At 50.2% G+C, this 19,621-nt stretch carries 18 protein-coding genes, 2 rRNA genes and 1 riboswitch; of the genes, 2 read left to right on the top strand and 18 right to left on the bottom strand.

What is annotated here, in order from left to right; translation table 11 throughout:
- Window positions 1-34 precede the first annotated feature (34 nt).
- The 5 genes from rsmA to R50912_RS00130 form a co-directional block, all read right to left on the bottom strand.
- On the bottom strand, window positions 35-919 hold the full coding sequence (gene rsmA / locus R50912_RS00150) for a 16S rRNA (adenine(1518)-N(6)/adenine(1519)-N(6))-dimethyltransferase RsmA (RefSeq protein ID WP_042231410.1): 885 nt from the start codon (window positions 917-919) through the stop codon (window positions 35-37).
- Window positions 916-1,467: a ribonuclease M5 gene (rnmV, locus tag R50912_RS00145; RefSeq protein WP_039305750.1), complete on the bottom strand. Its 552-nt coding sequence runs from the start codon at window positions 1,465-1,467 to the stop codon at window positions 916-918. Before rnmV ends, rsmA begins: the two co-directional genes overlap by 4 nt.
- A 160-nt stretch (window positions 1,468-1,627) precedes the next feature.
- The gene (locus R50912_RS00140) at window positions 1,628-2,788 is read right to left on the bottom strand and encodes a resuscitation-promoting factor (protein WP_042231408.1); all 1,161 of its coding nucleotides are present in this window, start codon (window positions 2,786-2,788) and stop codon (window positions 1,628-1,630) included.
- Window positions 2,789-3,075: 287 nt separating this feature from the next.
- Window positions 3,076-3,305: riboswitch (cyclic di-AMP (ydaO/yuaA leader) on the bottom strand.
- 198 nt (window positions 3,306-3,503) lie between these two features.
- Window positions 3,504-4,274 (bottom strand): TatD family hydrolase, encoded by a 771-nt coding sequence (locus R50912_RS00135; RefSeq protein WP_039305744.1) that lies wholly within the window; start codon window positions 4,272-4,274, stop codon window positions 3,504-3,506.
- A gap of 53 nt (window positions 4,275-4,327) precedes the next feature.
- The gene (locus R50912_RS00130; RefSeq protein ID WP_042231406.1) at window positions 4,328-5,611 is read right to left on the bottom strand and encodes an HD domain-containing protein; all 1,284 of its coding nucleotides are present in this window, start codon (window positions 5,609-5,611) and stop codon (window positions 4,328-4,330) included.
- Window positions 5,612-5,914: 303 nt separating this feature from the next.
- Between R50912_RS00130 and R50912_RS00125 the strand changes: the two genes are divergently transcribed.
- The gene (locus tag R50912_RS00125) at window positions 5,915-6,169 is read left to right on the top strand and encodes an AbrB/MazE/SpoVT family DNA-binding domain-containing protein (RefSeq protein WP_019914502.1); all 255 of its coding nucleotides are present in this window, start codon (window positions 5,915-5,917) and stop codon (window positions 6,167-6,169) included.
- An 833-nt stretch (window positions 6,170-7,002) separates the two neighbouring features.
- Here R50912_RS00125 and rsmI read toward each other — a convergent pair.
- From rsmI to R50912_RS00075, 10 genes are all read right to left on the bottom strand, one after another.
- Window positions 7,003-7,908: a 16S rRNA (cytidine(1402)-2'-O)-methyltransferase gene (gene rsmI / locus R50912_RS00120; protein ID WP_042231404.1), complete on the bottom strand. Its 906-nt coding sequence runs from the start codon at window positions 7,906-7,908 to the stop codon at window positions 7,003-7,005.
- On the bottom strand, window positions 7,905-8,681 hold the full coding sequence (locus R50912_RS00115) for a tRNA1(Val) (adenine(37)-N6)-methyltransferase (RefSeq protein WP_042231402.1): 777 nt from the start codon (window positions 8,679-8,681) through the stop codon (window positions 7,905-7,907). The genes rsmI and R50912_RS00115 overlap by 4 nt, the downstream gene beginning before the upstream one ends.
- Before the next feature lie 59 nt (window positions 8,682-8,740).
- Window positions 8,741-9,103 (bottom strand): DNA replication initiation control protein YabA, encoded by a 363-nt coding sequence (gene yabA, locus R50912_RS00110; RefSeq protein ID WP_039305729.1) that lies wholly within the window; start codon window positions 9,101-9,103, stop codon window positions 8,741-8,743.
- A 31-nt stretch (window positions 9,104-9,134) separates the two neighbouring features.
- Window positions 9,135-9,935, bottom strand: a complete 801-nt coding sequence (locus R50912_RS00105) for a PSP1 domain-containing protein (RefSeq protein ID WP_039305726.1) — start codon at window positions 9,933-9,935, stop codon at window positions 9,135-9,137.
- 149 nt (window positions 9,936-10,084) lie between these two features.
- Window positions 10,085-11,059 (bottom strand): DNA polymerase III subunit delta', encoded by a 975-nt coding sequence (holB, locus tag R50912_RS00100; RefSeq protein ID WP_042231400.1) that lies wholly within the window; start codon window positions 11,057-11,059, stop codon window positions 10,085-10,087.
- Between the two features lie 17 nt (window positions 11,060-11,076).
- Window positions 11,077-11,520: a YaaR family protein gene (locus R50912_RS00095; RefSeq protein ID WP_039305718.1), complete on the bottom strand. Its 444-nt coding sequence runs from the start codon at window positions 11,518-11,520 to the stop codon at window positions 11,077-11,079.
- Window positions 11,521-11,560: 40 nt separating this feature from the next.
- Entirely contained in the window at window positions 11,561-11,890 is a 330-nt protein-coding gene (locus R50912_RS00090; RefSeq protein ID WP_036723983.1) for a cyclic di-AMP receptor DarA, read from the bottom strand.
- A gap of 113 nt (window positions 11,891-12,003) precedes the next feature.
- Window positions 12,004-12,645 (bottom strand): dTMP kinase, encoded by a 642-nt coding sequence (tmk, locus tag R50912_RS00085; RefSeq protein ID WP_039305713.1) that lies wholly within the window; start codon window positions 12,643-12,645, stop codon window positions 12,004-12,006.
- Window positions 12,646-14,382, bottom strand: a complete 1,737-nt coding sequence (locus R50912_RS00080) for an aminotransferase class I/II-fold pyridoxal phosphate-dependent enzyme (RefSeq protein WP_042231398.1) — start codon at window positions 14,380-14,382, stop codon at window positions 12,646-12,648.
- Between the two features lie 219 nt (window positions 14,383-14,601).
- Window positions 14,602-14,787, bottom strand: coding sequence for a sigma factor G inhibitor Gin (locus tag R50912_RS00075; protein WP_042241246.1), 186 nt, complete (start codon window positions 14,785-14,787; stop codon window positions 14,602-14,604).
- A gap of 209 nt (window positions 14,788-14,996) precedes the next feature.
- On the opposite strand from R50912_RS00075, the gene R50912_RS00070 reads away from it, so the two are divergent.
- Entirely contained in the window at window positions 14,997-15,521 is a 525-nt protein-coding gene (locus R50912_RS00070; protein WP_042231396.1) for a hypothetical protein, read from the top strand.
- An 84-nt stretch (window positions 15,522-15,605) separates the two neighbouring features.
- On the opposite strand, the gene R50912_RS00065 is transcribed toward R50912_RS00070, so the two are convergent.
- From R50912_RS00065 to R50912_RS00055, 3 genes are all read right to left on the bottom strand, one after another.
- Window positions 15,606-16,019 (bottom strand): hypothetical protein, encoded by a 414-nt coding sequence (locus R50912_RS00065; RefSeq protein ID WP_042231394.1) that lies wholly within the window; start codon window positions 16,017-16,019, stop codon window positions 15,606-15,608.
- 258 nt (window positions 16,020-16,277) lie between these two features.
- Window positions 16,278-16,394 (bottom strand): 5S ribosomal RNA (rrf, locus tag R50912_RS00060).
- 127 nt (window positions 16,395-16,521) lie between these two features.
- Window positions 16,522-19,450, bottom strand: a 23S ribosomal RNA gene (locus R50912_RS00055).
- Window positions 19,451-19,621 lie beyond the last annotated feature (171 nt).

Below are 19,621 nucleotides of genomic sequence, written 5' to 3'. Positions count from 1 at the left end.
CGGATGGTTCATCACACAGCGCGTTTTCTATTGATTAAGCAATTCCTGCTGCCAGCAGGACAGCACTGAGACGCGCATATTCCTCCAGGCTAAGCGTCTCACCACGGCGGGAGGGCTCAATCCCTGCTTCCGCCAGCAGAGCCTCCAGACGTTCACGTCCTTCTTCAGGGAAGAAGCGGGCCTTCAGGTTATTGGCAATTGTCTTGCGCCGCTGGGTGAAGGATGCCTGGACGACATCAAAGAAATGCTTCTCATCAGCTACTTCAACCGGCGGGCGCTCTCTGACCTTCAGCCGGATGACGGCTGACTCCACATTCGGCTGCGGAATAAACACCGTGCGGGGTACCATGCAGACCAGTTCAGGCTCGCTGTAATACTGGACGGCAATGCTGAGGCTTCCGTACTCTTTACCGCCCGGAGAAGCCGCCATACGTTCTGCAACTTCCTTCTGGATCATAACGACGATGTTATCAAGCGGCAGCTTCTCTTCCAGCAGCTTCATGAGAATAGGGGTCGTTACATAATACGGGAGGTTGGCCACTACACTGACCCGGTCCACACCGGCGAAATCCTCGGCAAACAGCTCCTGCATATTGACCTTCAGTACATCATCATTGCGGATCTTTACATGGGGATAGGGTGAGAGGACATCCCTTAGGATCGGAATCAGTCTGCGGTCAATCTCCACCGCTGTGACTGCTCCCGCTGTCATCGCCAGCCTTTCCGTCAGGGCTCCGATACCCGGGCCAATCTCCAGTGCGCCTGCGGCAGTATCCAGGCCTGCAGCATCGACAATTTTGTCCAGAATATTCTGGTCGATCAAGAAGTTCTGGCCCAGGCTTTTTTTGAACGAAAACCCGTACCGCTGTATTATTGCTTTGGTTCTGGTTGGTGATGAGATATTCAGAGTTTCGCTCATGAAGTAATGCCTCCCTGATCAATTTGGGCGAGCGCGCGCGCGAACTCTTCGCGTGTAATACCGAACATCGCCAGACGCTTGTACAGCTGCTTGCCGTTGCAATAACCGATACCGAGCAGATTGCCAAGCTGCATTCTTCGCTCTGCTGCCTGTGCGTGTACCATCATGCCTGCGGCCATAAGATCATCCAGCCCGATTACAGCCGGCGCCCCCTCAAAAGACGTGTGAACATGCTCCAGCGCATGGCGGATGGCCTCAGGCGAAGCATTCTCCACACCTATATCCCCTTTGCGGGTAGCGTCCTTCTCCGGAATGAACGCATGCTTGCATCCGGGCACCTTGGAGGAGACAATTTTACGAATCCGTTCTCCGGCATGATCGGGATCCGTGAGGATGATAACCCCTCTGCGCTCCATGGCTAATGTAATCTTCGCAATGACCTTGCGGTCCACTGCGGATCCGCCTGTTTCAATCGTATCCGCTTCTACGGCCCGCTTAACGGCTACGGTATCGCTTTTACCTTCGACGACAATTAATTCTTTAATCATAAATAATTTACTCCCCTACTCTAAAACGCAAAAAGAAGAGGATTCGCTCCTCTTCTTTTTGGCTAAAGAATGTATAAGTGATGAGCGGTAGCTCTCTAAATTCCGTAAGTGCTACCCCCACTATATCTTATAAACCGCTAATTTGCAAAAGACTTGGCGCTTAGTTAAGCTCCGGCTTCACAGGTCCAATCACATAGATGGTCCGCGACTTCCGGCCGAAATTACGGGCATGGCTTAGTGAATCGTAGTAAACATCCACCTTGTTGCCTTTGATGGCACCGCCGGTATCCTCTGCTCGGCGAAACCCTAATCCCTCAATGTACACCCACCAGCCAATTGGTATTACATTCGGATCCACTGCAATAGTGCGGCCTTCCGTTACGCGTGTGCCGGAGGCGGTACGTGTTCCAATTCCCGGTTCTTCCGAGGAATACGCCGTCATAGATACGTTTTTGATCATTTTTTTGTATTCAAAATCTACGCCTGCCTTGCTCGTGACGTTGTTGCTCTTCGCGCTGACTTTGGATAATTTGGAGGTTGTTGTTGCTTTGGATGTAGTTGCAGCAGCTACAACAGGCTTCGGAACCGCTTTGGTGCCGACGGCAATAACCTTGTCTTTGGTTACCGTCTGAACTTCCTTGCCGACCATATTCATGGAGACTAGCTCCCCATCCTGATATATCTTCTCGATATGCTGGATGATCGCGCCCGGCTTGCCTGCCTGTGCAACTCTTACGTCTCCCTTATACAGAGAGGGGTCTGCGGTTTTGATGACCTTAAAAGGCAAGTTTACTGTCCGCTGTACGGTCTGCTTGGTAATACGGACAATCTTGACTTCCATGTCGGGTGTGACTGCGGTATCAAGCGAAGGGAAAATCTTATCATTGCCCTCCAGGCTGTAACCCAGCTTGGTAATGGCATCTCCGAGCGAATCCTCGGTGGTGTATAGGGTCTTGGTTGCACCGTCTGCAGTAAGCAAAAGCTTCTGCACACGGGTGATTACGACACGGTCGCCGTCTTGTATTTCATCACTAAGGCCAATAGATAGCTTATCATACGGCTGCAGCGAAATTTGTTCCTTTGCCAGCACATCACTGAGCAGCGTTTCCCGCGTTTCCAGTGTCTGCACCTGTCCGTCTATAACTAAAATTATTTCTTTATTGCTCTGACCGTGTACGTACAGCAGAATTAACAGTCCGATAACAATTGATATCACACCTGCAAGTGAAAGTACGCGAGGATTCACTTGCTTCAGCCGTAATGCGAAAGACCTGCTGGATGATTGCGAATCATGGGATACCTCTGGTTGGAATACGCCCACTCTCTCCATCCTCCTTACATAGCCCCGTCGTCCAAGTTATATCATGGTGACTGCATCATTTCTGACGAAACTAGGTTTGAGATTGCAACAGGATACGCCCGCATTGCTCCAGCGTTTCCTGCTCATGGATCGCCTGCTCGGCATAGCTACTCCGGATATCTGTTGTATAACAGTATGCCGGGAACATCCGCATTATTCATAACAAAAAAAGCCCAAAAAAGAGTTCACAGAGGACTCTTTCGTGGCTTCTCCGGTGTCGAATACGCGGGAATGTTTATGCACGAGGTTTCCTCTCTTACTTGCGCTTACGGGGTTAGCTGTCGGGTTCGGGCATAAGAGAGACGCCCTATCTCAGGTCACCCGCTCACGGCGGTTGCCCTCAAATTCACCCCAAAGACCACGTGAAGAAATCAAATAAATTCTGCGGCAATTCTGTGTTGTACTCTATGTACGGGCATGCGGCAGGGCATTTATTGGTTCCCCCGTTCTCCATACGGAGACTCAGCGAGACGATCCATGAAATAGTGACTGTCACAGTAACAACAGCTCACTGCACTGAAAAGATGATATCCTGTTTTGATGCATGTTGTAAAGGACGATTCAACCACGTTTACGTAAAAAAATGATTAAAATATTGTAATATTCAGCCGTTTTTGGACTATAAAAGTTTAATATATCGGCTATACTTCATTTTTCACCGCTTTTTCTCCCGTTTTCAGACAATCCCAAATCGTTCCAGTGCGTTCGCATACGTAATTTCAGCCAATTCCTGTAAATCAATCCCTTTTATTGCCGCAGCTGCCTCCGCTACAAGTCTTACGTGTGCGGTCTCATTCCGCTTGCCGCGGAAGGGGTGCGGAGTCAAATATGGGGAGTCCGTTTCGATCAGTAGCCGGTCCAGCGGAGTCTGGGCGAGCACCTCTTTGGGCACCCTGGCATTCTTAAACGTAATCGGTCCCCCGAAGGACAAATGGAAGCCGAGATCCAGACACATTTTGGCGCTTTCCCAGCTGCCGGAGAACGAATGCATCACCCCTCCAACCTCACCCGCTTTTTCCTCCCGCAGAATCCGGATTACATCCTCGTGGGCATCGCGGTTATGGATACAGATGGGCATCTTCAGTTCACGCGCCAGGCCGATTTGCTTGCGGAATACCTCATGCTGTACATCCTTAGGAGAGGTGTCCCAATAATAGTCAAGTCCGATTTCGCCGATGGCCACTACCTTGGGATGGCTGCAAAGCGAAGCGATCCATTCGAGGTCGCCCTCCTTCATACTGAATGCATCCTGGGGATGCCAGCCCACCGCTGCATAAATATAATCATATTTCTCTGCGAGCTCCATCGTTGTCGGTATCGTCTCCCGGTTGAAGCCAATATTGATCATTTTACTGACTCCGGACTCCAGCGCCCGGGCGATTACCTCCTCGCGGTCCTCGTCGAATTGCGGAGCATCCAGATGGGTATGTGTGTCGAATAACTGCATTATATTACATCCTTTCCGCCTTGATTTCTATGAAGAATTACAAGTATTTTAGGTTATTTTGCAAAAATATCTGCAATGGAGGACGGCAGCCGTGGAAGGGCTTTCTGCAGCCTGTCCTGCGGGAAATAGAGATGGTATCTGCCTCGGTGAATCCCGCTGATCGAGCGTACAATATCTGATACCTCAGAGATCTCCCGCAGCTTATCATGACGGTCAAGAAGCAGAATCTGTTTACTGTCAAAAGCATCCCCTGGACGAAATACATCATAAGGAAGGTCTGTCGGAAAATCGATTTCCAGATCATAATCCGCTCGCAGTCCGGCACCCGCAAAGCTGCGGCGGATTTCGTCAATCGTCTCTGTATCCAGATGCTCCATCTCCACATATTTATACAGTTTACGATGAATAAAACGGCTGCACAAGTCGCTTAAAATTTCATCTTTCTCCAGCGTCCACTGCATGAAGGCTGTCTGCATCAAAGCCTCGTCCAGCAGCAGGTACTGCTGCACCGTTATATCCCCGCGGAACAAATCACTAAGCGGCTCAATCATGAACCGGAAACCATAATCCTCCTGCACCAGCTCCTTGGCTCTGCGGAGAATCTGGCGCAGAATAATCTCCGAGCTGCGTGTTACCGGATGGAAATAGACCTGCCAGTACATCTGATAACGTGACATCAGGTAATCCTCAATCGCATGCATGCCGGATTCTTTAACAACTACCCGGCCGTCATAGGGGCGCAGCATCCGCAGAATACGGTCAATGTCAATGGTTCCGTAATTCACCCCTGTATAATAGGCATCTCGCAAAAGGTAATCCATCCGGTCTGCATCCAGCGGCCCCGACACCAAATTGACAACAATTTCATGCTCATACGTTTTGGAGATCACAGAGGCTACTTTATTAGGGAAATCCTCAGCTACATCACGCAGAATAGCGGTAATTTCCGTATCCTCCAGAATGATCCGGCAGGTCCAGTCCTCATGATCCATCTCAAAAGCTTCTTCTATAGAATGGGAAAACGGACCATGTCCCAGATCATGCAGCAGTGCCGCACACAGGGTAAGCAGACTCTCCTCAGGCATCCAATCCTTATATCCGCTTCTTTCAAACTGCGATATAATCCGCCGGGTAATTTCATAAACACCAAGCGAATGGGAAAACCGGCTGTGTTCTGCTCCATGGAAAGTCAGATAAGAGGTGCCAAGCTGGCGGATGCGCCGCAGACGCTGGAACTCCTTGGTGTTAATCAGTCGCCAGATAATGGTGTCCTGGACGTGAATGTAGTTATGAACCGGATCCTTAAATACCTTCTCTTCTGTCAACGGTTGCTTCATGAGATCAACTCCTTTGAAAATATCCATAGAAATAGGATGAAATTACAGTTATAATAATAAATATTGTCGTACTTTGTCGAATTATGACAATTTAACAACTTACAAATCGACAAATATTTTCGAGGTTCTTTTTAGGATATATGCCTAATCAATGGCGGTATGAATGTTTCCTTTAAAGTTTCCTTAAAATTCGCCTCAAAAAAGGTTGACTGTTTTGGGAATGGTTGGTATTATAAATATCATAAAACAGTGAACAATGTCGAATATTGACGCTTTTGAACATTGAGAGGAGCAACGATTGTAATGATGAAATCAACAGGAATTGTACGTAAGGTAGATGAGCTTGGACGGGTCGTTATTCCAATTGAATTGCGCCGCACACTGGGTATCGGAGAAAAAGATGCGCTCGAAATTTACGTGGACGGTGAGCGGATCATGCTTAAGAAATATGAGCCTGCCTGTATTTTCTGCGGCAATGCTGAGAATGTAACCTATTTCAAAGGTAAAATTGTTTGTCATGAATGTATTTCTGCTATCCCTACCCCTGTGACAAACTAAAACAAATAGGTTATAATAGGAACTAATCAAATTGTTAATTCTAACCTTTTTATATCTCCTTGGCCTCCCGTTCGCGCGGGAGGTATTTTTTTGCACTTTTTTCGGGGACTTTCCCCGGATGCCCCTTTATCCTATTTAAACATTAACTATTAAATTCATAACCCTTAGATCATAACCTTTAGATCATAACCCTTAACTTCTTCTTCCCCTCCCAAACCCTCCCTACAGGGAGGGCCCCAAGGGCCCCGGCCCTCTGGACACCCGGAAGTTTGGCTAACTCTGCAGATGGCGCGGAAGGAAGCAATGTTCAGCGGTGGACCGGCCCTTTTCGGACTCCCTGAAGGTAAGTCCTCAGGGCCTTGCCATGCGCAGTATTCCGCCGCACGCTTCGCATTTGCAGCGGCCGTGCGGTTACGCTCTTAAGCGACATTTGAGCGTGGAACCGCTCTCCCTGCGGGAATCGCTATCTGTCAGAGTGGCGTTAACATTGGTGCAGCCAGTTGATACTGGAAAATGTTTAGGTGCAATATTGGATAATCGGTTTTGGAAAAATTGGATAGCTGCATTCTGTACAGTTATTTAATACCAAAGTGAGCGGCTGATTGTTTTAGTTGTATTTCATACAATTATATCCATACATATCCTCTAAATTATCCTTTTTCCATAAATATAAATGTACAAACTACACTTATATCTAATATAAGGAATAATTATATCCATATAAGTGTATAGAATACAATTATTTCATCATACATTCTAATCATCTGAGCTATTTCAGAGTTTATCTAACAGATACTTAACTCGCAATAAACGTGATCAGTTACGCTATCCCCTTATTCCCGCTCCAGCAGCGCATTATAAATATCACGCTTGGCCAAGCCGCGGTCAGAGGCCGCTTTTTTCATAGCGTCTTTTCGCGTCAGGCCTGAAGCTTCATAGTGGGTCACATGAGCTTCGATGCTCAGCTCCCGCCACCAGGAAGACTCCGCGAGCTCCGCCTCTTCTTTGCTCTCCCCCTCAAGCACAATTACGTACTCACCAAGCGGAGGATGCTCCTCCAGCCAGGCACAGCATTCTTCAATCGTACCGCGCAGAAATTCCTCATACCGTTTGGTCAGCTCACGGGCCAGTGTAACCCGGCGGTTGCCAAAGGCTTCCTGCAAATGAACCAACGTCTTAGCGACACGATGCGGTGACTCATAGAAGAGTAGTGTGCCCTGGGCTGAGCGGAGAGGTGCCAGAACGGCCCGGATATCCTTGCGCTCTCTGGGCAGAAAACCGATAAATGTGAAGCTGGCGGTAGGCAATCCCGAAGCAATCAAAGCTGACAGCGCCGCGTTAGCTCCGGGAATCGGAATGACCGGAATTTGATGACTTACAGCAAGAGCTACGAGATCAGCTCCAGGATCAGAAATCGCCGGCAGGCCGGCATCGCTGACAAGGGCTAAATTTTTACCTTCTATTATATAGCGTATCAGTTCAGGTCCGCTTGCCGCCTTATTATGCTCATGGTAACTGAACAGCATGGAGGGTGTAATTTCAAAATGGCTCAGTAATTTACGCGTCTGTCTCGTATCCTCTGCGGCAATAATATCGCATTCCTTCAAAGTGCGTACCGCGCGGTACGTCATATCTTCCAGATTACCGATCGGTGTAGCCACCAGATACAGACAGCCGCATCCTTCGGGCTTTGCTCCGTCATTGTTATTTTGAAAGCTGCTTTGGCATGTTATCGTCATTGGCTGTTATCCTCTTTGTTCCCATAATAAATATCCATAATCTCCGGGCAGTATTGATTGTCCTCATTATATACGATTAAAGGTGGTTGTAAACGCACCTCCGGCTTCCCGTCGCGCGCCGCTTCAATCAGTACCATATTCGCCTCCAGATGGGCACGGGGATGTACAAAGCGGATCAGCTTCGGTTCCAGCCGGTGCTTACGCATTAGACTGATGATATCCACCAGACGCTGCGGCTTATGTACCATACTGACTTTGCCTCCAGTGCGGACCAGCCGGACACAGGCCTGAATGACCTCCTCCAGCGTACAGCCAATTTCATGACGGGCCATGGCCTGATGTGAATTCAGCTTCAGGTCGCTCCCGTTAAGCGGCATATAGGGAGGATTAACCGTTATTGCATCATATACACCATACCCTGCGGTATTATGCAGCTCCCGCAAATCACCTTCATGGATCAGCACCCGCTCCTCCAGCCTGTTCAAAGCTACACTGCGCCGGGCCATGTCGGCAAGACGGGGCTGAATTTCTATCCCTTCAATAGAAGCTTTGGTGCGCGTGGTCAGCAGCATAGGGATAACTCCGTTACCGGTGCATAGATCAAGTACTCTTCCGCGCGGCGGTATACTGGCGAACCGGGCCAGCAGTACAGCATCCATAGAGAAGCTGAATACTTCGTCACTCTGGATAATCCGCAGATCATGGGTTAGCAAGTCATCGATCCGCTCCGCACTATGCAAGGACACCGGGGTATCGTTAAACGAATTGGTCATTGTACATTCCTCCAAATTCAAAAAAACCGTAGGCGAAAATCTCCTACGGCTGGATATCCTCATTTATTCAGAAAAGAAAGGCAGAACAGACAATCGCCTTCCGTCCGCAAATGCCCGAAATAGACATTGCAGATGTGGAAACCTTCATGGTACAGTCTGGCCAGATTATCGTAACCTTCTCCGACAACCTCTTCTTTGCCTTCGGCAGCCAGTATAGCCTCCGCCTCAGCAGAAAGCGCGGCCTTATCCAGAGGGGCTTCCCTTTTCAATATGATACGTAGCTGCTCATTCTCCAGACTAAGCTTCTGGTTTGCTTCCATCAGCTCTTTAACCGTCTGTTTCCAATCTCCTAGAGTGGCGCGCATTTCATCCATCTGCGCTTCCATCTCCTGCATGTGTGCAAATATATTTTTCTTCTCCAAGTTTCCACCCCGAAAGTAACCTTATAATGGTTTACTTGACGACAACATCATCCATTGGAAGTTCTTTAACTTTGCCCACTTCAAACAACTGCACATGAACTGTGCGGCTTCCGGCATTAATACCTACTACTTTGCCATCACCCAGTGAGGTTACGACGATTTTGCCTACCGCCGGCATTTCTTCCTTCGTGCTCTCATAATTATCATGCTCAAACTTCAGACAACACATCAGCCGTCCGCATAGTCCCGAGATCTTGGTCGGGTTCAGCGAGAGATTCTGGTCCTTGGCCATCTTGATGGACACCGGCTCGAAATCACCCAGCCAGGAGGAGCAGCAGAGCACCCGTCCGCAAGGTCCAAGTCCGCCAAGCATCTTGGCTTCATCACGCACACCAATTTGCCGGAGCTCGATGCGGGTTCGGAAAATACTTGCCAGGTCCTTAACCAGTTCGCGGAAATCCACGCGGCCCTCGGCAGTGAAATAAAAAATGATCTTATTACGGTCAAACGTAAATTCCACATCCACGAGCTTCATTTTGAGGCCATGATCGCGGATTTTATTTAAACAGGTGGTAAAAGCGTCCTTTGCAGCACCTTTGTTCTCTTCGACCACACGTGCGTCGGTTTCACCGGCAATACGCATGACCTTCTTGAGCGGCAGTACAACGTCTGCTTCCTGCACCTCTTTTTTGCCAACGACAACCTTACCGTATTCGACCCCTCTTGCTGTCTCAACAATAACGCATTGATCGCGCTCAATCGGGAAATCAAGTGGATCAAAATAATATATTTTACCCGCTTTTTTGAAGCGGACACCTACTACGCTGTACAAAAATTAACCCCCTTGTTTGCCGGTAAAAGGAATCCTTAAGCAAGCCTGCTTCCCAGATGATTCATGCTTGTCCTTCCTCATCCGTTAAACCCGTACTTCCAGGTGCTGAAGCGTTTATCCGGAGGATTTATCATAAATAACCCGGCCTGTTAACTTTCCAACCGGATTAAGAACTGCTCCAAACACAACTGGGTATTGGTATTGGAGCGGAGCCTGCGCTTGCTCTCCACCGCAAATTCCATGTAAGCTACCCATTGTTCCGTACTCCGCTGACGGGCAGCCCTGGAAATGAAGTCTAACTGATCTATGAAAACGATACTTTCGTGCTTTCGGTACAGGAAGTAGAGCATATCTTTGAACCATAAGTGAAACATGCTGAATAGAATATCCAAATGTTCACCTAGCCCGGTCTTGAACACCTTCTGCCCTGCAGTTGCTACTGCGGAGCTGCCTTTGCCCAAAGACTCCTTTGCTAATTGTAACACTAGATTTCTCATTTCTGCAAACCAATTCTGTGCCAAAAGTTCCCTGCAGCCGTCAAGACCTGCAGTCAGTGATACCGCGCACCGTGCCAGCGGCACCGGAACCCCTTCACTGGACAGCGCCTGAAGCATAATATCCGGATGAAGCGGACTAAACGGAATGCGCTGGGTTCTGGACTGGATCGTCGGCAGCAGGGAACTGCTGTTATCAGAGATCAGAATTCCTACCGCAGGAGCAGGAGGCTCCTCCAGAAATTTCAGCAGACTGTTGGCGGCTTGCACCGTCATTTTGTCCGCTCCTTCTATAATATAAACCTTCGGGTTAATTCCTTCCGAGCGGTAGGAAAAAACACGCTGAAGTTCGCGGATCTGGTCAATCTTGATACTCGCCCCATCGGGCCGCAGCAACGATAAATCGGGATGGTTGCCATGCTCCACCTTACGGCACTCCAGACATTCCCCGCAGGCATCATCCTTGCACTTCGTGCAGAATATCGCTTGGGCGAACGTCATAGCCATTCTGACCTGGCCGCTCCCTGGCGGACCAGTGAACAGATAGGCATGACTTACAGCGTCCTTACGCAAGGCATTTTGAAGCAGCCGCTTGGCATCCTCCTGGCCTAATAGTTCATGAAAAGACATATATTCCTCCAAGTTTGTCAGAACGAAAGATTAATCAGCAGTCCTCGGATCTCTCCGACCCGTCCGAGCAGATCAATCCTGCCCTGCTCACTGTCCAGCAGATCATCTGCCATATTCAGCAGAGCGGCATCAATTTCATCCAGCAGCTTGTAGCGTTTGCCCCGGCCGCGTCGGTCCCAGCCCTTGGTCTCCTTCAGGATCACTCCGCGGCGGGCGGTCTCCTCCAGGAACCGTTTGATCATGTTCCGGTAGATCGCCAGTTCACGGACGGTCATGGATTTAGAGAGCCGGTCGCCTTGCTGCTGGATATCTTTAATCTGGCGGTTTAGTTCATCTATTGTTTTTTGCTCACTTTGCTGTTGAAATACATCGGTGAAGTTCTTTTGCTGAACAGGCCGCCGGTCAGCTTCCGTGGTCGACAATTCACTTTTTAAGGGCCTGTAGCCCGGGTTGATCTTCAAAGGTATCTACCGCCCCTATGGTTTATTGCTATATTATGCGTTAGTAATGCTCGAAACGATCAACCGGAAGGACGAATACTGTAGCTCCGCCTACTTGAACTTCCACGGGAAGAGGCAAATATGAATCTGTCGTACCGCTCATCGGTGTTACAGGTGTGACCAATTGTTCACGTACTTTACAGCTGTTGCGGATTACACTCAGTACTGCATCAACCTGAATATCATCTACCCCAATCAGAAAAGTGGTGTTCCCCGCCCGCAAAAATCCGCCTGTACTGGCCAGCTTGGTTGCACGGAAATTCGCTTTGACTAGTTCACTGGATAGCCGGTTGCTGTCCTTATCTTGGATAATTGCAATGATCAAATTCATCTTCGTTTCCCCTCCTGCATGTTGTGTGATCACAGAGTTCCTCGCAGCTGCGCTAGCCTGCTTCAGGTCTGTGTGTAATCATTATACCTCTATTGTTTATTTGACAAAACCTCTTAGAAATCCTTTAATATCCGGTCTTTCAGTGTCTGTACAATGTCCTGCTCCACCATATGGATCGGGCGGTTGGCATCAAGTACAACAATCCGCTGCGGATCGGAATCCACCACAAGCTGGTAACCCGCCTTAACCTTCTGGTGAAATTCAAGGCTCTCCAGATCCAGACGATTGACTTCCCGGTTCTGATTAGCTGCTATCCGAGACAACCCCACCTCAGGATCAACATCAAGATAGAAGGTAAGGTCAGGCATCCTGCCGCCGGTCGCGAACCGGTTAATTCCCCACACTTCCTCGATGCCGAGTCCTCTTGCATAACCCTGATAGACCAGGCTGCTGTCTACAAATCGGTCACATAACACAGTAATCCCCTCCTGCAGTGCAGGCTCGACTACTTCCGCCAGATGCTGGCTTCTTGCTGCCGCGTATAATAGGGCTTCTGTCCGGGCATCCATAGCCGTATGGGCCGGGTCCAGAATAATGGAGCGGATCTTCTCGGCGATTTCAATTCCGCCCGGTTCGCGGGTGATTAAGTAGGGCATGGAATGATTCTGCAGATAAGCCGCTACTCTGCCGAGTACGGTTGTTTTACCGGAGCCGTCGCCTCCCTCCAGAGTAATGAAGAAACCTTCGCGCTTCACTTATACTTCTCCGCCCTTCTGAATGTTGTATACCTTAATATGCTGTAAGGCGGGATCGGCACAGGCCTGAAATTTAGCCCCGCCAGCGCGGAGGCTGCCCAGCCTGCCGCATATGGACTCTGTTATGATCTCTCCGGGATAAAGCAGCGGTATTCCGGGCGGATAGGGAATAACCATTTCGGCCGCCACCCTGCCCGCACTTGCTTCAAGCGTTATACTCTCTGTCTCCCTAGCAGCAACCGGCTTCGTGGAGAACCGGACCGGAGCTGAGATCAGCGATGTGCTGAAATTGTTCCACGTGGAATTTAGGCTGGAAAAGGCTGACATAGCCTCTTCCCCCTTATTGTATGATGCAGCCGCCAGTATGGTCCTGGAGGTGGAATCCGATTGAGACTCTACGATAGGGGCAGAATTAAGGACAAAGCCAGAGCCTGCTGTAGCATCGGAAATAGAAGCAAGGCCGCATCCAGAATCAAAAGCTGACCCCGTGCCGCTCCTCTGCGGCACCCCGCAGGCTGTCTGCGCCGCGATATCCCGCAGCGCCTCCAGCAGCACCGCTGCATCCTCTGCCTTCGAGCCGAGGCTGAAAGCCAGTACCACGTGCCGGTCGTCGCTCATCTCCGGCACGATTCCTCTTTCTTCGAGCCTGCGCTGCAGCTCGAAGCCCCCCAGGACCCCGGCGGCGTCATAAATGACGGCCTTAAAGGGGTCCTGTGTCCCGTACGCCGCCCCGTGCTGCGGCGGCGTATCTGTCTCTGCGGCGTCAGCACCGCCGCAGGTGCGCTGCAGCGGCACGGCCGGCTGCAGCAGACCAAAGCGCGGCAGCACAGCCAGGCCGCGCCGCAGGACGTCCACGGCGGCAAGCCCCGCCGTGAAGGCACCGGCGCGCTGGCTGTGCAGCAGCCGCCGGGCCAGATCGAGCGAAGCCATCACGGGGTATGATGGGCTGGAGCTCTGCACCATGGCGAGGCGCTGGCGAAGCAGCGCACGGTCGAGCCATGGCCCTTGCACATGCAGCATGGCGCCCATCGTCAGCGCCGTCAGCATCTTGTGCGTGGACTGCACCACGCCGTCCGCGCCTCTGGCAAGCGCCCCGGCTGGCAGCGCCGGGTGCTGCCCGTAATGCGCCCCGTGCGCCTCATCCACCAGTAGCGGAATCCCGCTGTCGTGACAGGCCTGCGCGAGGGGCGCAAGATCGCTGCCCATGCCGTAGTAATTCGGCATAGTAACCAGTACCGCGGCAGCCTCCGGATAAGCCGCCAGTGCAGCCTGGACCGTTTCTACCGCCGGTGCAACCGCAAGCCCGCTGCCTGGATCAATCTGCGGCTCCAAGAAAACGGCCTGTGCCCCGGCCAGCATCAGTCCGTGGATTACAGATTTGTGGACATTGCGCTGCAGGATAAGCAGCATCCCCGGCTCGTAGCAAACGGTCAGAATAAGTGCCAGATTGCCTGATGTGCTGCCGCCTACCAGAAAGAAGCTCTCCTCTGCGCCGAAACAATCCGCCGCCAGCTCCTGAGCCTCCTGAATTACCCCTTCAGGATGATGAAGATCATCCGTTCCGGTAATCTCTGTCGCATCATAGCGCATCACGTCAGCCAGATACCCTGCACCGCCGGTATTCCGGTAAGCTTCGCCATTCTTGTGCCCCGGCACATGATAAGATATATTACCCTTAAGTTTATATTGTTCCAGCATTTCGTATACAGGTGCCCTGCCAGGCTGTAAATTGTTCATTTGTTCTTCCTTCCCTGGGGGTTACCTTCTATTTTAACGCAAATATACCCAAACGCCTATTATTATGCACAAAGTCTTCCTGAAACAACAAAACGGCTCCCACACCAGACCCTGGCGGAGAAACCGTTAGAGAAACCCTTTTATTTGCAGCCAACGCGACACACATCCACCGCCCGCTCTTTATATACTTACTTGTAAATTGTTGCTGCTGCTCTCGGGTTAAGCATTCTTCTGCAGATTGATCTTCTTCATCCGGCCGATGAAAAAACGGTACTTGGCATCTTCCGCCTCTGTACGCACCATCTCACTCTCACAATCCTCACAGATGAAATGCGAGACAATCACAATGCCTTCTTCCTTTACTTGCCCGCAGATGATGCAGGCCTGCCCGGTTTGCTGTTCCATAATCATCCCACCTTGACTCTTTTAAGATCAGTATGGTACACCTTCTATCATTTTAAACCTTTTCATAGTTTTTTCCTAATCCTTCATAGCCTGAAATATATATATTCGCCTAATGCCCAATCGGTGTATCTGATCCCGGGTTTAATAAATCGCACGGTTAGGCCGATATTAATAACATGAGAACTTGTGAGGAGGTCTGAAATTTCTTTATGGAACCAAACACTAAAGGCGCTGCTACATTCTATCAATACAAGCTTATCAAAAAAATTAATATTTCCGCATCCCTGCTGCGGGTCTATATTGCGCTTCCTTTTGTGTTCCTTGTACTGGAAACAGTTTTCCTATCCTGGCTAAGCATTCTGTTCATGATTATTGCCGGACCCGTAATGCTGTGGATTCAATATGTCATTTCGCGTTCAGTTCTGCTGATCTCCGGACACCCTATCGTAAAACGGTGGAAAATGTCCCTGCACCTGCCCTGGCCCGGTTATATGCCTGATCAATATATCAACTATGGCATCTTCAGCAAAGTACAAATGCATAACCTGTGGATCGGTCTCTGCATCACAGCGCTCTTTATCGTCTGGGCACCGCCTGCATTTACCGCATCTTTAGTAATATGCCATCTATGGCTGCTGCTGCCCCGCCTGTATACCCTTCTGCGGCTGCGCAGCGAAGCGAAAGACGGCATGCTGAAATTTAATCCGTCTGATGCCTCCTATTACGCCCAATAATCTTATGCAATCATACATACGGGCGCATATTCAACTTGCATCCCACACAAAAAAATCGCCATCCCTATACGGACGGCGATTTTTTTATTTGCTCTTTAATCCTTTGGTGGTGACTTTCTTTTCCTTCGGGATCATTACAATGAAGTAGCCATCATGCACGGTTAAGTGTACAATAAGTCCTTCCTTCTGAAAAACGCGCGAGCTTCCTGAATCCTCATTACTCTGCTCTTCCCATCCCCATGCCTTGATCTCCTCCAGATAAGGCTCAGGTACACCCTTCTTCTCTTTCAGCCCGGGCAAAGAGTATCTTACATAATCCATGGCCACGTTCGTAGTGGTCCTGTCGGGGGAACTGGCTTCTTTAGGAACGGGAAAGCTTTTCTCATTGAGCGCACCGTCAAAAGTCTCCCAGGCCGGCTCCTTCGCTCCGCAGCCGGCCAGCATAACTCCAACTATACAAAGAATAACTAATATCCATAAAGGTTGGGTTCGCTTCATACCTTAAATCCTCCTTACCTCTACCATGCATCTAAAGACGCAAGAAAATTCAAAGTTAGAATTTATCTGTAGTTCATTCGTATTAAGGCCTCTGCTTAATATTTGCACTTTTCTATTATACTTGGAACTATCGACACGTCGGTAACAAAAATGTCACTCGTTTGTAAGCGTTTTATATATGGTTTCTGCTTATTTGCCCTCTTTTTCTCAATATATATACAAAAAAGCCATTGTCGATTGCTCAACAATGGCTCATGTGCTTGGCGGCGTCCTACTCTCCCAGGACCCTTCGGTCCAAGTACCATCGGCGCTGGAGGGCTTAACGGTCGTGTTCGGGATGGGTACGCGTGGAACCCCTCCGCTATCGCCACCAAACATGCGTCTGTGAAACAGACGCTGCCGCTTGAAATTCGGTTCATCACGGATGTGTGAATGAATTTCATGGCGTACAGGCTTGATCGCCTGAAAACTGAATCCGAAACGAATCTGCGCTCTAAGAAATTTGGATAAGCCCTCGACCGATTAGTATTGGTCAGCTCCGTGCATTGCTGCACTTCCACCTCCAACCTATCTACCTCGTCGTCTTCAAGGGGTCTTACTAGTTGGGAAATCTCATCTTGAGGGGGGCTTCACGCTTAGATGCTTTCAGCGCTTATCCCGTCCGTACGTAGCTACTCAGCCATGCTCCTGGCGGAACAACTGATGCACCAGCGGTACGTCCATCCCGGTCCTCTCGTACTAAGGACAGCTCCTCTCAAATTTCCTGCGCCCACGACAGATAGGGACCGAACTGTCTCACGACGTTCTGAACCCAGCTCGCGTACCGCTTTAATGGGCGAACAGCCCAACCCTTGGGACCTACTTCAGCCCCAGGATGCGATGAGCCGACATCGAGGTGCCAAACCTCCCCGTCGATGTGGACTCTTGGGGGAGATAAGCCTGTTATCCCCAGGGTAGCTTTTATCCGTTGAGCGATGGCCCTTCCATGCGGTACCACCGGATCACTAAGTCCGACTTTCGTCCCTGCTCGACTTGTAGGTCTCGCAGTCAAGCTCCCTTATGCCTTTGCACTCTGCGAATGATTTCCAACCATTCTGAGGGAACCTTTGAACGCCTCCGTTACTCTTTAGGAGGCGACCGCCCCAGTCAAACTGCCCGCCTGACACGGTCCCCGTACCCGCTTAGGGTACTAGGTTAGAACCTAGATACGATCAGGGTGGTATCCCAACGGCGCCTCCGCAGAAGCTTGCGCTCCTGCCTCTACGGCTCCCACCTATCCTGTACAGATCGTACCCAAATTCAATATCAAGCTGCAGTAAAGCTCCATGGGGTCTTTCCGTCTTGTCGCGGGTAACCTGCATCTTCACAGGTATTAAAATTTCACCGGATCTCTCGTTGAGACAGCGCCCAAGTCGTTACGCCATTCGTGCGGGTCAGAATTTACCTGACAAGGAATTTCGCTACCTTAGGACCGTTATAGTTACGGCCGCCGTTTACTGGGGCTTCGGTTCACAGCTTCGGGTTGCCCCTAACCACTCCCCTTAACCTTCCAGCACCGGGCAGGCGTCAGCCCGTATACTTCGCCTTGCGGCTTCGCACAGACCTGTGTTTTTGCTAAACAGTCGCTTGGGCCTTTTCACTGCGGCCCCCTCGGGCTATTCACCCTACCGAGGCACCTCTTCTCCCGAAGTTACGAGGTCATTTTGCCGAGTTCCTTAACGAGAGTTCTTCCGCGCGCCTTAGAATTCTCTTCTCGCCTACCTGTGTCGGTTTGCGGTACGGGCACCTTCTCCTGGCTAGAGGCTTTTCTTGGCAGTGTGAGATCATGACCTTCGCTACTACAATTTTCGCTCCCCATCACAGCCCAGCCTTATTGATGTGCGGATTTGCCTACACATCAGCCTCACTGCTTAGACGGACATATCCATCAGTCCGCGTCACTACCCTCCTGCGTCACCCCATCGCTCATAGCGGATTACGGTGGTACAGTAATTTCAAACTGTTGTCCTTCGACTACGCCTTTCGGCCTCGCCTTAGGTCCCGACTTACCCTGAGCGGACGAGCCTTCCTCAGGAAACCTTGGGCTTTCGGCGGATCAGATTCTCACTGATCTTTTCGTTACTCATACCGGCATTCTCACTTGTATGCTGTCCAGCGCTCCTTACGGTACACCTTCAACCCACATACAACGCTCCCCTACCCCAGATACAAAGTATCTAGCCATAGCTTCGGTGGTGTGTTTAGCCCCGTTACATTTTCGGCGCAGAGTCACTCGACCAGTGAGCTATTACGCACTCTTTCAATGGTGGCTGCTTCTAAGCCAACATCCTGGTTGTCTGTGCAACTCCACATCCTTTCCCACTTAACACACACTTGGGGACCTTAGCTGATGGTCTGGGCTGTTTCCCTTTTGACAATGGATCTTAGCACTCACTGTCTGACTCCCGGCAAGAAGTTAATGGCATTCGGAGTTTGACTGAGCTTGGTAACCCTTGCGGGCCCCGCACCCAATCAGTGCTCTACCTCCACCACTCCATTCACCGAGGCTAGCCCTAAAGCTATTTCGGGGAGAACCAGCTATCTCCGAGTTCGATTGGAATTTCTCCGCTACCCCCACCTCATCCCCGCATTTTTCAACATGCGTGGGTTCGGGCCTCCAGTGCGTGTTACCGCACCTTCACCCTGGACAGGGGTAGATCACACGGTTTCGGGTCTACGTCCACATACTCATTCGCCCTATTCAGACTCGCTTTCGCTGCGGCTCCGTCTTCTCGACTTAACCTTGCATGTTAAACGTAACTCGCCGGTTCATTCTACAAAAGGCACGCCATCACCCAGTAATAGGGCTCTGACTTTTTGTAAGCACACGGTTTCAGGTTCTATTTCACTCCCCTTCCGGGGTGCTTTTCACCTTTCCCTCACGGTACTGTTTCACTATCGGTCGCCAGGTAGTATTTAGCCTTAGCAGATGGTCCTGCTGGATTCATACGGGGTTTCACGTGCCCCGCACTACTCGGGATCCGTCTCGGAGAGAACACAGTTTAGGCTACAGGGCTTTTACCTCTATCGCGGGCCTTTCCAGACCTCTTCACCTACCATATTCCTTTGTAACTCCATGTGAGACGTCCCACAACCCCAAGGGGCAAGCCCCTTGGTTTAGGCTGTTCCGCGTTCGCTCGCCGCTACTGACGGAATCACTATTGTTTTCTCTTCCTCAGGGTACTTAGATGTTTCAGTTCCCCTGGTCTGCCTCTGCGTATCCTATGTATTCAGATACGAGTAACTGCGAATTACCACAGCTGGGTTTCCCCATTCGGACACCCCCGGATCAAAGCTTGCTTACAGCTCCCCGAGGCAGTTTCGTTGTTCGCCACGTCCTTCGTCGGCTCCTGGCGCCTAGGCATCCTCCGTGTGCTCTTATTAGCTTAACCGTCACTCCGGTGTTTCGCTTGCTTGCTCATCTTGTTTTGAATACTGCTCATGGATTGCTCCATTCACCAACACATTCAAAGCCAAAGGTCGCTGCACAATCGAAAACCTTCGTTCTGCACTAATAACTATTTCAACTTGCTTACACAAGTTTCAGCTAAAAGATGTTCTAA

Source organism: Paenibacillus sp. FSL R5-0912 (assembly GCF_000758605.1).
In the GTDB taxonomy this organism is placed as follows: Bacteria; Bacillota; Bacilli; order Paenibacillales; family Paenibacillaceae; genus Paenibacillus_AQ.
This window is presented reverse-complemented; position numbering and strand designations above follow the sequence as displayed.

Bases quoted from the DNA above. Each gene is read 5' to 3' on its own strand.
- rsmA (WP_042231410.1), bottom strand. From the start codon at position 919: ATGAGCGAAACTCTGAATATCTCATCACCAACCAGAACCAAAGCAATA.
- rnmV (WP_039305750.1), bottom strand. From the start codon at position 1,467: ATGATTAAAGAATTAATTGTCGTCGAAGGTAAAAGCGATACCGTAGCC.
- R50912_RS00135 (WP_039305744.1), bottom strand. From the start codon at position 4,274: ATGCAGTTATTCGACACACATACCCATCTGGATGCTCCGCAATTCGAC.
- R50912_RS00130 (WP_042231406.1), bottom strand. From the start codon at position 5,611: ATGAAGCAACCGTTGACAGAAGAGAAGGTATTTAAGGATCCGGTTCAT.
- R50912_RS00125 (WP_019914502.1), top strand. From the start codon at position 5,915: ATGATGAAATCAACAGGAATTGTACGTAAGGTAGATGAGCTTGGACGG.
- rsmI (WP_042231404.1), bottom strand. From the start codon at position 7,908: ATGACGATAACATGCCAAAGCAGCTTTCAAAATAACAATGACGGAGCA.
- R50912_RS00115 (WP_042231402.1), bottom strand. From the start codon at position 8,681: ATGACCAATTCGTTTAACGATACCCCGGTGTCCTTGCATAGTGCGGAG.
- holB (WP_042231400.1), bottom strand. From the start codon at position 11,059: ATGTCTTTTCATGAACTATTAGGCCAGGAGGATGCCAAGCGGCTGCTT.
- R50912_RS00090 (WP_036723983.1), bottom strand. From the start codon at position 11,890: ATGAATTTGATCATTGCAATTATCCAAGATAAGGACAGCAACCGGCTA.
- R50912_RS00080 (WP_042231398.1), bottom strand. From the start codon at position 14,382: ATGAACAATTTACAGCCTGGCAGGGCACCTGTATACGAAATGCTGGAA.
- R50912_RS00075 (WP_042241246.1), bottom strand. From the start codon at position 14,787: ATGGAACAGCAAACCGGGCAGGCCTGCATCATCTGCGGGCAAGTAAAG.
- R50912_RS00070 (WP_042231396.1), top strand. From the start codon at position 14,997: ATGGAACCAAACACTAAAGGCGCTGCTACATTCTATCAATACAAGCTT.
- R50912_RS00065 (WP_042231394.1), bottom strand. From the start codon at position 16,019: ATGAAGCGAACCCAACCTTTATGGATATTAGTTATTCTTTGTATAGTT.